General features: G+C 71.4%; 11 protein-coding genes. 8 read left to right on the forward strand and 3 right to left on the reverse strand.

From position 1 onward, the window contains the following. Positions 1 to 136: 136 nt before the first annotated feature. From typA to RC2_RS04625, 5 genes are all read left to right on the forward strand, one after another. Positions 137 to 2,044 carry a translational GTPase TypA gene (gene typA / locus RC2_RS04610; protein WP_068149855.1) on the forward strand — a complete coding sequence of 636 codons (1,908 nt, stop codon included), beginning with the start codon at positions 137 to 139 and terminating at the stop codon, positions 2,042 to 2,044. A gap of 22 nt (positions 2,045 to 2,066) precedes the next feature. Next, complete coding sequence (locus RC2_RS04615) at positions 2,067 to 3,812, forward strand: ABC transporter family substrate-binding protein (protein WP_068149895.1); 1,746 nt, start codon at positions 2,067 to 2,069, stop codon at positions 3,810 to 3,812. Next, positions 3,809 to 4,681, forward strand: coding sequence for an N-acetyl-1-D-myo-inositol-2-amino-2-deoxy-alpha-D-glucopyranoside deacetylase (mshB, locus tag RC2_RS04620; protein WP_068149854.1), 873 nt, complete (start codon positions 3,809 to 3,811; stop codon positions 4,679 to 4,681). The genes RC2_RS04615 and mshB overlap by 4 nt, the downstream gene beginning before the upstream one ends. Positions 4,682 to 4,789: 108 nt before the next feature. After that, on the forward strand, positions 4,790 to 4,948 hold the full coding sequence (locus RC2_RS18870) for a hypothetical protein (protein ID WP_156509752.1): 159 nt from the start codon (positions 4,790 to 4,792) through the stop codon (positions 4,946 to 4,948). A 34-nt stretch (positions 4,949 to 4,982) separates the two neighbouring features. After that, entirely contained in the window at positions 4,983 to 5,384 is a 402-nt protein-coding gene (locus RC2_RS04625) for a hypothetical protein (protein ID WP_068149851.1), read from the forward strand. 15 nt (positions 5,385 to 5,399) lie between these two features. On the opposite strand, the gene RC2_RS04630 is transcribed toward RC2_RS04625, so the two are convergent. The 3 genes from RC2_RS04630 to RC2_RS04640 are packed head-to-tail and all read right to left on the reverse strand — an operon-like array spanning position 5,400 to position 8,163. Further along, positions 5,400 to 6,119, reverse strand: a complete 720-nt coding sequence (locus RC2_RS04630) for a uracil-DNA glycosylase (RefSeq protein ID WP_068149848.1) — start codon at positions 6,117 to 6,119, stop codon at positions 5,400 to 5,402. Continuing rightward, on the reverse strand, positions 6,116 to 7,588 hold the full coding sequence (locus RC2_RS04635) for a PH domain-containing protein (protein ID WP_082895590.1): 1,473 nt from the start codon (positions 7,586 to 7,588) through the stop codon (positions 6,116 to 6,118). The genes RC2_RS04630 and RC2_RS04635 overlap by 4 nt, the downstream gene beginning before the upstream one ends. A 50-nt stretch (positions 7,589 to 7,638) precedes the next feature. Continuing rightward, positions 7,639 to 8,163, reverse strand: coding sequence for a PH domain-containing protein (locus RC2_RS04640; protein ID WP_068149892.1), 525 nt, complete (start codon positions 8,161 to 8,163; stop codon positions 7,639 to 7,641). A gap of 59 nt (positions 8,164 to 8,222) precedes the next feature. Between RC2_RS04640 and RC2_RS04645 the strand changes: the two genes are divergently transcribed. From RC2_RS04645 to fdxA, 3 genes are read left to right on the forward strand one after another with little or no spacing between them, the layout of a single operon-like run. Then, positions 8,223 to 10,814 carry a bifunctional FO biosynthesis protein CofGH gene (locus tag RC2_RS04645; protein WP_072681159.1) on the forward strand — a complete coding sequence of 864 codons (2,592 nt, stop codon included), beginning with the start codon at positions 8,223 to 8,225 and terminating at the stop codon, positions 10,812 to 10,814. Next, complete coding sequence (locus RC2_RS04650) at positions 10,811 to 11,599, forward strand: hypothetical protein (protein ID WP_371828716.1); 789 nt, start codon at positions 10,811 to 10,813, stop codon at positions 11,597 to 11,599. Before RC2_RS04645 ends, RC2_RS04650 begins: the two co-directional genes overlap by 4 nt. 12 nt (positions 11,600 to 11,611) lie before the next feature. Further along, on the forward strand, positions 11,612 to 11,935 hold the full coding sequence (gene fdxA, locus RC2_RS19045; protein ID WP_068102344.1) for a ferredoxin: 324 nt from the start codon (positions 11,612 to 11,614) through the stop codon (positions 11,933 to 11,935). Positions 11,936 to 11,958 lie beyond the last annotated feature (23 nt).

Genomic DNA, 11,958 nt, shown 5'->3' on the forward strand with positions numbered 1-11,958 from the left:
GTCACCCGCCCCGAGCGAGTAAACTTTTCCGAGTCGCACGTCTCGTTCGCGACGCAGCGCGCGCTCCGGGAGAGGTAGTCGCCTGCTCTTCACCCGCCGTACGCGCCCCGTACTCGAACCCGATGGAGATTCACGCGTGACCAGCCCCACCACCCCCACGTCGTTCCGCAATGTCGCGATCGTCGCCCACGTCGACCACGGCAAGACGACGCTCGTCGACGCGATGCTCCGCCAGTCGGGCGCGTTCGCCGCGCGTGCCGAACTGGTCGACCGCGTGATGGATTCGGGTGACCTGGAGAAGGAGAAGGGCATCACGATCCTGGCCAAGAACACGGCGGTGCATCGGCACCACGCCGATGGTTCGGTCACGGTCATCAACGTCATCGACACGCCGGGTCACGCCGATTTCGGCGGTGAGGTCGAGCGCGGCCTGTCCATGGTGGACGGTGTGGTGCTGCTCGTCGACGCGTCGGAGGGCCCGCTGCCGCAGACGCGGTTCGTGCTGCGCAAGGCGCTGGCCGCGTCGCTGCCCGTGATTCTCGTGGTCAACAAGACGGACCGTCCCGACGCGCGGATCGAGGAGGTCGTCTCCGAGAGCCACGATCTGCTGCTCGATCTGGCGTCGGATCTCGACGACGAGGCGTCGGAGGCCGCGGAGCTCGCTCTGGACCTGCCGGTGCTGTACGCGTCGGGTCGTGAGGGCAAGGCGTCCACCACGCAGCCCGAGAACGGCCACGCCCCGGATGCGGAGAACCTCGACGAGCTGTTCGAGGTGCTGTTGAGCTACGTTCCGGCACCCAAGGGCAGCAGTGACGCGCCGCTGCAGGCGCACGTGACCAACCTCGACGCGTCCGCCTTCCTCGGCCGTCTCGCCCTGGTGCGGGTGCACAACGGCGAGCTGCGCAAGGGTCAGAACGTCGCGTGGATGAACGAGGACGGCGTGAAGACCGTCAAGATCACCGAGTTGCTCAAGACCGTCGGCGTCGAGCGCAGTCCCGGTGAGGTGGCCGTGGCCGGTGACATCGTCGCCGTGGCCGGCATCCCGGAGATCATGATCGGCGACACGCTGGCGGATCCGGAGAATCCCGTGGCGTTGCACCGCATCACGGTGGACGAGCCGGCGATCTCGGTGACCATCGGCACCAACACCAGCCCCCTCGTCGGCCGCGTGCAGGGCCACAAGCTGACCGCCCGCATGGTGAAGGCTCGCCTGGACCAGGAGCTGGTGGGCAACGTCTCGCTGCGCGTCCTCGACATCGGTCGCCCCGACGCGTGGGAAGTGCAGGGTCGTGGCGAGCTCGCGCTCGCGATCCTCGTGGAGCAGATGCGACGCGAGGGCTTCGAGCTCACCGTCGGCAAGCCGCAGGTGGTGACCAGGCAGGTCGACGGCAAGACGCACGAGCCCTACGAGGAGCTGACCATCGACTGCCCCGAGGAGCACCTCGGCGGCATCACTCAGCTGCTGGCCGCCCGCAAGGGAAAGATGGTCCAGATGACCAACCACGGAGCCGGGTGGGTCCGCATGGAGTTCATCGTCCCCTCGCGCGGCCTGATCGGCTTCCGTACCGACTTCCTCACCGAGACCCGCGGCACCGGCATCGCCAACGCCGTCTTCCACGGGTACGCCCCGTGGGCCGGGGAGATCCGTGCGCGCCACACCGGATCGCTGGTGTCCGATCGACAGGGCACCGTGACGCCGTTCGCGATGATCCAGCTGGCCGACCGCGGCACGTTCTTCGTCGAGCCGGGTGCGGACACGTACGAGGGCATGGTGGTGGGTATCAACCCGCGCCAGGAGGACCTCGACATCAACGTCACGCGCGAGAAGAAGCTGACCAACATGCGTCAGTCCTCGGCGGACGTCATGGAGACGCTGGCCAAGCCGAAGAAGCTCGACCTCGAGATGGCCATGGAGTTCTGTGCCGCCGACGAGTGCGTCGAGGTCACCCCGGAGGTGGTGCGGGTGCGCAAGCTGCATCTGGACTCCAACGAGCGTGCGCGCGAGCGGTCGCGGGCGAAGTCGCGCGACAAGGCTGCTCTCTGACGTGGTCGGCGCGCGCGCGGCGATGCCCGCGGTCCGGGTGCTGGCGGTCACCGCCGCCCTCCTGACCGCGTGCACCGCCGACCCGCCGCCGGCCATCCAGAGCACCGAGACGGCGACGACCACGCCCCCTGCCGCACCGACCGCCACCGGCAACCCGGTGGTCGTGGCCATCGACGACGTCGGAACCGGATTCAATCCGCACCTGATGGCCGATCAGTCCCCGGCGACGACGGCCGTGTCGACGTTGGTGTTCCCGAGTCCGTTCCGTCCGGTGCGCTCCGTCGACGGGGCGCGCACGGAGTGGGTGCCCGACACGTCGCTCCTGGTCTCCGCCGACGTCACCTCGGAGGCGCCGTTCACCGTCACCTACCGGCTCCGGACCGAATCGCAGTGGTCGGACGGTGCCCCCATCGCCGCCGAGGACTTCCGGTACCTGTGGCAGCAGATGATCGAGGCGCCGGGGGTGGTCGACCCGGCGGGTTACGCCGCGATCGAGGACGTCCAGTCCGGTGACGGCGGCAAGACGGTGTCGGTGGTGATGTCGCGCCCGTATCCCGCGTGGCGTGAACTGTTCACCAACCTGGTGCCGTCCCATCTGCTCAAGGATCTGCCCGGCGGGTTCGAGCGGGGGCTGCGCGACAACGTGTCCGTCTCGGGTGGGCACTTCCGGATCGAGACCGTCGATCGGGGTCGCGACGAGATCCTGCTCGAGCGCAACGACCGGTTCTGGGGATCGCCCGCGACGCCGGATCGGATCCTGCTGCGTCGCGGCGGTACCGATGCCCAGGTGGCGGATTCCCTGCGATCCGGTGACGCCCAGCTCGCCGAGGTGCGGGGTGGGCCGTCGCTCACGGCGCAGCTCGACGCCATTCCCAACGTCCGGACCGACGCTCGATTCCGTTCGCGCACACTCGAACTGACGCTCAACGGTCGGGTGCCGGCGTTGGCGGATCCGGCGGTGCGGCAGTCCGTGATGGGTCTGCTCGACGTCGACCTGCTCTCGACCGTGGCATCGGGCGCGAGTGCCGCGACGGCGGCCGCGCGGGCACAGATCGTCTCCCCGTCCCAACCGGGCTACGCGCCGACCCGTCCCACGCCGCTGCCGCGCGAGGAGGCCGTCGCCGGGCTCGCCGCGGCAGGGTTCACCCCGGTTCCGTTGCCGCCCGCCCTGGCGCCGACGTCGGGCGCGAGCACGACACCCACGACCGTGCCGCCGCTCGCCGCGGGCGCGCAGCCGCTGACCCTCACGCTGGGCGCGCCGCAGAACGACGCCATCGCCGTCGCGGTGGCCAACACCGCCGCGGATCAGCTGCGCGACGCGGGCGTCGACGCCCGCGTGACGCCGCTCGATCCGGAGGAGCTCTACGGCACCGCGCTCACGACGGGCGCCGTCGACGCGGTGGTGGGATGGTCACGAGCCGGCGGTGACCCGGCCACGGCGCTCGCCTCGCGGTTCGGCTGCGCCGCCGTGCCGCCCGTGGAGGTGACCGGACCGGATGCCGACGACACCGCCGTCGTCGGCCCGCTGTCCGGCGTCTGCGATCCCGCACTGGGCCCGGCGATCGAGGCGACCGCGACCGCGGCCGATCCGGTCGCCGCGGTGATGGCACTGCAGCCGGGCCTGTGGGCACTGCACACCGTGCTGCCGATCGTCCAGGACTCGTCGGTGGTCGCCGTGGGACCCGGAGTGAGCGGCGCCGCGCTGTCCGGTCCGATCGAGGTGGGCATCTTCGGAGATGCCGACCGCTGGGCGAGAGAGGTTCCGTGACCCGCCGACTGCTCCTGATCCACGCCCACCCCGACGACGAGTCCATCACCACCGGCGGCACGATCGCCCGGGCGCACCGAGACGGCGTGGACGTCACCGTGCTCACCTGCTCGCTCGGCGAGGAGGGTGAGGTCATCGGGGACCGCTGGGCGGGTCTGACCGCGGATCGCGCGGATCAACTGGGCGGCTACCGCATCCACGAGCTCACCGTCGCGCTCGCGGCACTCGGCGCGCGGCCGCCGCGCTTCCTGGGCGGTGCCGGGCGGTGGCGTGACTCGGGCATGGCGGGAACCCCGGCGGCGCTGCATCCTCGGGCCTTCGTCCGAGCGGACGTCGACGAGGCGCTCTCCGCCATGGTCGGCGTGATCCGGGAGATCCGGCCGCAGGTGGTGGTCTTCTACGACCCCGAGGGTGGCTACGGCCATCCCGACCACCAGCAGGCGCACCGCCTCGCCGGGGCGGCCCTGGACCGCGCGGCCGACCCGTCGTCGCTCGATCGGGGCGAGCCGTGGTCGGTGGCCAAGGCGTACTGGACGGTCACCGGCGCCACGCAACTGGCGGACGGCCTGGCCGCTCTGGGGCCCGTGCCGGACACGTGGCGGATGCCCGAACCCGGTGAGCTGCCGAGTGTTCCGGACGGCGAGGTGACCACGAGCATCGACGTTCGGGACGTCCTGGACGCCAAGCGGGCGGCCCTGCGCGCGCACGCGACACAGGTGACCGTCTCCGACGCCGGGACGGCGTACGCGCTGTCGAACGACATCGCGCAGCCGGTGCTGCCCGACGAGCAGTACGTGCTGGTGCGCGGGACCCTCGGCGAGATCGACGCGTCCGGTCACGAGACGGACCTGTTCGCAGGAGTCTCGTGAGCCCCGTCGTCGAAACGGGGAATGTGCCGGGTTATGCTGTGAGCGCTGTCACGGAGCGGGGTCCGGCGTCGGCGCCGACATCTCGCCCCACCGTCATCAGGAGATCGCGTGATTTTCAACTACGACCTGCAGAACGCCGTCGTGGCGTTCGTCGATTCGCTGCGCCCCACCGCCGATCTGCAGCGCGAGATCTACCTCAACGCGGTCTCCGGATTCGCGACCACCGTGAGCAACTTCCTCACCTCCATCGGCTACCCGCCGCGCTGACGGCCGGTCGTCCCGATGACGACGGGATGACGCGGTGAGCGGGCACGCCGGGGAATCGGTGGTGACCGGCATCAAGGCTGCCATCCTCGCCGCGCTCACGCTCGACGGGTTCCTCTGCGCTCTGGGCGCGGTGCTGTTCCTGCCCGCGTATCTCGGCGGTACGCCGTTCCCGGTGAGCGGCCTGATCGCCGGGGCCGTCAACGTCCTGCTCGTCCGGGTGGCGTACTCCGTGTCGCACGACGGTGGGCGCGCGGCACTGCCGGTGGGCGGCTTCGCCCTCGGCCTCCTCCTCGCGATGCTCGGCGGGCCCGGCGGCGACGTGCTCGTGGTCGCCGACTGGCGTCTGCTGGTTCTCCTCGCCGGTGGTCTGCTGCCGCCCGTGGTGCAGCTCTTCGCGTTGCGATTTCGGCGGTTGACCGCCCTCGGGGCGCGCTGAGTCACCTGCCCGGAATCACGTGCGGCGAGACACCCCGGCAGCGTCGGCGGCCCGGGCGAGCACGTCCTCGACCATCGTCGGGGTGAGCCGTCCGGTGAAGGTGTTCTGCTGGCTGACGTGGTAGCACCCGAACACGGTGAGCTCGGGCAGGTCGGGGGCGATCGGGTCGAGCGTCACCTGCGCGCCGTGGCCGAAGCGCGGCCGCGGGCGGGGCACGGTCCACCCCGCACCGGCCAGCACGGGCATCAGGGCCTGCCATCCGAAGCCGCCCAGCACCACGACGGCCCGCACCGTGGGGGCCAACAGGTGCAGTTCGCTCTCGAGCCAGGACCGGCAGCGGTCCCGTTCCGCCGGCGTCGGCTTGTTCTCGGGTGGGGCGCAGTGCACCGGAGACGTGATGCGCGTGCCGACGAGTTCGAGGCCGTCGTCGATGGCGGTCGCGGTGGGTTGCGACGCCAGCCCGACGGCGTGCATGGCGGCGTAGAGCACGTCGCCGCTGCGATCGCCGGTGAACATGCGGCCGGTGCGGTTGGCGCCGTGGGCGGCGGGGGCCAGCCCGACGACGAGCAGCCGAGCGTCGGGCGGTCCGAAGCCGGGAACGGGCCGGCCCCAATAGGTCTCGTCGCGGAACGCGGCCCGCTTCTCCCGAGCGACACGTTCGCGCCACTCCACCAACCGGGGGCATGCGCGGCACTCGGAGACGCGGGCGTCGAGCTCGGCGAGGGTGCCCGTCATCGGTCGCCTCCCCAGACGTCCGTCGCGCCGGGCGCGGCGGTCTCGGCGATGGCCCATGCCCGGTCGACGGGCACGTCGAGAACCCGGTAGGCGCCGGTTCCGGCGGCGGTGGCCGCGACGAGCGTCGCGACGCCGGCCCGTCGCTGGAAGAAGGTCTGGCGCACGGTCCAGGCGACGACGCCGCGCGCGTCGAGCACCACCCGGCGGCGGTCGAGGCTGCCGTGCTCGGTCACCAGCAGTCCGGGGTGGGCACGGTGACCGAGGGCCGCGTACCGGTCCAGCGCCAGGGCGATCGCGGCGACGGCGAGGAATCCGACCGCGATCCACGTCCACCCGGGGACCGGCCGCCCGCTCACCGCCCAGCCGACCGTCGCCGCGGCGATCGCCGCCACCGGCAGGAGGGCGCGGGTCAGGCGTCGTCGTCGGGCAATCGGTCCGTGCGCCACCAGCGGCAGGGTGGCCGCGTCCGCCGCCTCGGGCAGCAGGGTGGCCGCGGTCGACGTCACCGCCGACCGCGGCGCCGGCGGCAGGATCAGTGAGGACTCGTGCTCGGAGGCACTGACTCCGGTCATGACGGCGTCGAGGCGCGCGCCGCCGGCCAGCCGGAGCAGCAGTGGCCGGCGGATCGACGCTCCCCGCAACCGGGCGCGGTCGTAACTGGTGTGACGCGTGGAGATCACACCGTGCTCGACTCGCAGTCGTTCGCCGTCGTCGGTCACGCGCAGATTGCCGTAGACGAGGAGGTAGCGCACGGCAGCGATCGCGCTGGAGACCACCAGGACGGCGACCACGGCGATCGCCACCGCCGCGGAGACGCCGAGGGACACGACGCGGCGGTAGGTGTCGTCGACCACAGCCGACGACGCGACGGCGCCGGCGGCCCCGGACTGTCCGAGCAGACCCGCCGCGGCCCCGACGACGGCGAGACCGGTCAGCGTGAACGGGGCGTATCGCACCCAGGCCGGGTCGACGCGGGCGAGTTCGCGCACCGGGGGAGCGGGGAGGACCGCGCCGCCGTCGACCGAGTCGGGCAGCGGGGCCACGGCCGTCGCCAGCAGTTCCTCGCGCAGCGCGGGTACGACGCGTGCGTCGAGGGCGTTCAGCTCGAACGTCTCGCCCTTGCCGGCGTGCTGACCCGTCCCGACGGTGAGCACCGCCAACCCGAGCAGCCGGTGCAGAGGCTTGGCCTGCACGTCCACGCTACGAATCCGGCCCCGCGGAATCGAGAGCACCTTCTTCTGGAGGACACCCGTGCGCAGCTGCACGTGCACCGGGCCGAGACGGTAGCTCGTGGTCACCCAGCGGGCGATCGCGGCAGCCACCACGACGGCGAGCACGATCGCGCTCCAGAGGTGGTTGCCGCTGGTGCTGCCCACCACCAGGGACACCACGAGGACGGGCAGCAGCCGCACCACCTCCGTGACCGGGTGCACCAGCAGCATGCGGCGGTCGAGACGCGACCAAGGCATCGCCTCCTCGCGCTCCTCGGCGGCAGCCGAGTTCTCGGGCGGGGGAAGGCTCACGTCGCGTCCCCCCGCGAGCGCGCGGCCGCCTCGGTGACCCGGGCGACCACCCGGTCCGCCGTCTCGAGGTCGAGCGCGGCGATCCGCACCGCTCCGGCGGACGACGCCGTGGTCACCGTCACCGTGGCCAGACCCAACGCTCGTTCCAGGGGCCCACGCTCGGTGTCGACGGTCTGGACCCGGTTCAGGGGCGCGATGCGCCGTTCCTGGTCGAACCATCCCGTCCGGGTGTACACGGCGGTGTCGCTGACCTCCCAGCGATGCACCGCGTAGCGCCAGCGGGGTACGACGAGCACGTGGACGGCGGCCACCACGAGCGCGATGGGGGCGAGGATCAGCAGCGGCGTCCACAGCGGGCGTTCCGCGACGGTGGCCAGGAGCACGGCCCACACGACGAGACCGATCAGGATCGGAACCCACAGCAGTGCCGCCGCGACGGTCCAGAGCGTGACGGCGCGGGGGCCCAGTTTCTCTGCGGGGTCGGCCACGGTGAACGGCCGTCGAGGCGTGCTGTCGGACACGTCGCTCACCCCTGCTGTGGCCGGGCCCTACGAGGAGGGCGCATGATCGGACGGTGACGATGTTGCCCGATCCGACCACACCCGCGCGCACCGACACCACCGGACGCGCCGACGCAGGATCTCCGGCCGAGGTTCCCGCCCCGACCCCGTCGGCGATGCGCCGCGCGTTGCGACGCGCCCGCGACGGCGTGGTGATCAGTGTCGACGAGGCCACCACCCTGCTGCACGCGCGCGGGGACGACCTCGTCGATCTGTGTGCCTCGGCCGCGCGGGTCCGCGACGCCGGGCTGCTGGCCGAGGGGCGGCCGGGGACGGTGACGTACTCGCGCAAGGTGTTCGTCCCGTTGACGCGGCTGTGCCGCGACACCTGCCACTACTGCACCTTCGTGACCGTGCCGGGGAAGCTGCGCGCCGAGGGGCGGGGCATGTTCCTCGATCCGGACGAGGTGCTCGACATCGCCCGCCGCGGAGCGGAACTGGGCTGCAAGGAAGCCCTGTTCACGCTCGGGGACCGCCCCGAGGATCGGTGGCCCGAGGCCGCGGAGTGGCTCGAGTCCCGCGGCTACGGATCCACGGTCGACTACCTGCGGGCCATGTCGATCCGGGTGCTGGAGGAAACCGGTCTGCTGCCGCACCTGAATCCGGGTGTCCTGAGCTGGGAGGAGATCTCGCGGCTCAAGCCCGTCGCGCCGTCGATGGGCATGATGCTCGAGACCACGTCGCGCCGGCTGTTCGAGGAGAAGGGGCAGGCGCACTACGGCAGTCCGGACAAGGATCCCGCGGTGCGGCTGCAGGTGCTCACCGACGCGGGCCGCCTCACCGTGCCGTTCACCACCGGCATCCTGGTCGGGATCGGCGAGACCGTGCGGGACCGCGCGGAGTCGATCGTGGCGATCCGCGCGTCGCACAAGCAGTTCGGGCACGTGCAGGAGGTCATCGTGCAGAACTTCCTGGCCAAGCACGACACCGCGATGCGGTCGGCACCGGACGCGGGTCTCGAGGAGTTCCGCGCCACGATCGCCGTCGCCCGGATCCTCCTCGGACCGGCGATGCGCATCCAGGCACCGCCGAACCTGGTCTCGCCGGACGAATGCGCGTCGCTTCTCGCCGCGGGCGTGGACGACTGGGGCGGGGTGTCGCCGCTGACTCCGGACCACGTCAACCCCGAACGGCCCTGGCCGAACCTCGACACCCTCGCCGAGATCAGCGCGGCAGCGGGATACACGTTGACCGAACGCACTGCGGCGCAACCGAAGTACGTCCGCGCCGGGTCGCCGTGGATCGATCCTCGGATCGCCGCCCACGTGCGCGCGGTGTCCGATCCCGCCACCGGCCTCGCGGCCGACGTCCGCCCGACCGGTCTGCCGTGGCAGGAACCGGACGAGGTCTGGGAGTCCACGGGCCGGACCGACCTGCACACCGCCATCGACACCGACGGCCGGAACACCGAGACGCGCAGTGACATCGGGTCGGCGTTCGGTGACTGGGACTCGGTTCGCGAGCAGGTCGCCGCGTTGGCCGACCTCGACGCCACCGCTCCCGAGCGACTCGATCGCGACGTCGCGGCGGCACTGCAGGCGGCCGAGCGCGATCCGGCGGGCCTGTCCGACGAGCAGTACCTCGCGTTGGCGACGGCCGACGGCCCGGCTCTCGACGCGGTGGCCGCGTTCGCCGACGCGCTGCGCCGGGACACCGTGGGCGACGACGTCACGTACGTGATCAACCGGAACATCAACTTCACCAACATCTGCTACACCGGATGCCGGTTCTGCGCGTTCGCGCAGCGCAAGGGGGACGAGGACGCGTTCTCGCTCTCGGCGAGCGAGGTGGCCGACCGGGCCTGGGAGGCACACGTTCTCGGCGCGACCGAGGTCTGCATGCAGGGCGGGATCGACCCCGAACTGCCGGTCACCGGATACGCCGATCTGGTGCGTGCGGTGAAGGCCCGCGTGCCGTCGATGCACGTGCACGCCTTCTCCCCGATGGAGATCGTCAACGGTGCCTCGCGGGGCGGACAGTCGGTGGAGGACTGGCTGATCGCGCTGCGGGAGGCCGGGCTGGACACGATCCCGGGCACCGCCGCGGAGATCCTCGACGACGAGGTGCGGTGGGTGCTCACCAAGGGCAAGCTGCCCGCGCGGACGTGGGTCGACGTGGTGTCCACCGCGCACCGAGTGGGCCTCAAGTCGAGTTCGACGATGATGTACGGACACGTGGACAACCCGTCGCACTGGGTCGGACACCTCAACGTGCTCAAGGGCATTCAGGACCGAACGGGTGGTTTCACCGAGTTCGTCCCGCTGCCGTTCGTGCATCAGTCCTCGCCGCTGTACCTCGCCGGCGCGTCCCGCCCGGGTCCGACGCAACGCGACAATCGGGCGGTCCACGCGCTGGCACGGATCATGCTGCACGGCCGCATCGACAACATCCAGACGAGCTGGGTCAAATTGGGCGTGGCGGGTACACGGGTGATGTTGACCGGCGGCGCCAACGATCTGGGGGGCACGTTGATGGAGGAGACGATCAGCCGGATGGCGGGATCGCAGCACGGATCGGAGAAGACGGTGGCGGAACTGCACGAGATCGCGGCGGGCATCGGACGGCCCGCGGTGCAGCGCACCACCGCCTACGCGGACCGGACCGCGGCGTGAGCCCCGACCGGTTGGGCGATCAGCGCGTCGCCGGAGTACTGCGGGCGGCGGTCCGGGTCATCGACCCGATGCTCGAGCTCCTCGCCGATCGTGATCCGCTCGGCATCAAGCGGCGCACCTTCGCCGACGTCGGCACCGGCGAGTCGAGCGGGTCGGTGGACACGGCCCTGAACGCCGTCGCCAAGGTCTTCGACGCGGCGGACACGCCGGGGACCAAGTCGTGGGAATCCATGACGATCGACCAGCGCGTGAACTGGTGGGTCCGCCGTGTCGGCGGCATCAGCACGGTCGCCGTGGCGTTCCCCGGCATCTTCGGTGTACTGGCCCGCCGACTGCCGCTCGGTGACGTGCTCGGCTTCGCCAACCAGGCCATCGTCCTGGTGGCGGTCGCGCGGGAGTACGGCATCGACGATCGCGACGAACAGGTGCGGCTGCTGGCGTCCGTCCTGTGCAACCGCGAGTTGCCCGTCGGCGCGTCGGAGAACGCCCCTGCTCCGCAGGAAGCCGTCGAGGAGGAGCAGCGCGGCTCCCGCCGACTGTCCCGATCTCCGTTCGCACTGCTCTCCACGCTGTGGTCGGTCACCAAGATCCTCCGCGCGGTGACGGACGAGTTGGACAAGCGACCCCGCAGCCGTACCGTTTACCGATGGCTCGGTAACCTGCCGGTGGTCGGTGCGGTGGCCGGCTACTTCGGCGAGCGCGGCGCACTCGTCCGCGCGGCGAAGTCGGGTCGAACCTGGATCGAGCGGCGCAGCACGTCCGCGCCCGTAGTTCGGAAAGGCTAAAGGAGAACGTCAGTGCCGTACACGATTGCCGAACCCTGCGTCGATGTCCTGGACAAGGCCTGCATCGAGGAGTGCCCGGTCGACTGCATCTACGAGGGTGGCCGGATGCTCTACATCCAGCCCGACGAGTGCGTGGACTGCGGCGCCTGCGAGCCCGTGTGCCCCGTCGAGGCCATCTTCTACGAGGACGACGTCCCCGAGCAGTGGTCCGCCTACATCGCCGCGAACGTCGACTTCTTCGACGATCTCGGATCGCCCGGCGGTGCGGCGAAGGTCGGCAAGACCGACTACGACCCGCCCTTCATCAAGTCGCTCCCGCCGATGGGCGAGAGCTGAGCGTGACCGAGGCGCCGCCGGCC

It is taken from the genome of Rhodococcoides corynebacterioides NBRC 14404 (genome assembly GCF_001894765.1).
Lineage (GTDB): Bacteria > Actinomycetota > Actinomycetes > Mycobacteriales > Mycobacteriaceae > Rhodococcoides > Rhodococcoides corynebacterioides.

Bases quoted from the DNA above. Each gene is read 5' to 3' on its own strand.
- RC2_RS04615 (WP_068149895.1), top strand. From the start codon at position 2,067: ATGCCCGCGGTCCGGGTGCTGGCGGTCACCGCCGCCCTCCTGACCGCG.
- RC2_RS04630 (WP_068149848.1), bottom strand. From the start codon at position 6,119: ATGACGGGCACCCTCGCCGAGCTCGACGCCCGCGTCTCCGAGTGCCGC.
- RC2_RS04635 (WP_082895590.1), bottom strand. From the start codon at position 7,588: ATGCCTTGGTCGCGTCTCGACCGCCGCATGCTGCTGGTGCACCCGGTC.
- RC2_RS04645 (WP_072681159.1), top strand. From the start codon at position 8,223: ATGTTGCCCGATCCGACCACACCCGCGCGCACCGACACCACCGGACGC.